We start from the raw sequence: 270 nt of genomic DNA, 5'->3' as shown, positions 1-270 counted from the left end.
ACGCAGCTCCATCCACCTGCTTCGTAGGGACGTAAGGCTTTGGAAGTCCTCAATCAGTTCCTTGCTCATACTGCCTCCTGCTTCGCACGACGCGGGAATAGCAGACGCCAGAATGACGGGTATTGATTGGCACGAGCGCTTTCCATGAGGTGTTGTTCCTCGGCCGCTTCTTGCTCAGCGTCCTCACGTTCGAGCTTTTCTTCGATCTCGCTCAGGCGCGCGAGGTCCGATTTCTTTTCCTCAAAGGGCCATGCACGACCGATCCGAGCC

At 56.7% G+C, this 270-nt stretch carries 1 protein-coding gene; it reads right to left on the bottom strand.

The annotated features are described in order from the left end of the window. Positions 1-65: 65 nt before the first annotated feature. A partial coding sequence (locus tag AC1RPW_RS08490; RefSeq protein WP_481769526.1) for a hypothetical protein occupies positions 66-270 on the bottom strand: 205 nt, incomplete at its 5' end.

The organism is Dellaglioa sp. CoH-55-MRSF-8 (assembly GCF_056782195.1).
Note: the sequence above shows the minus strand (reverse complement) of the source record. Positions and strands in the feature narration are given on the sequence as shown.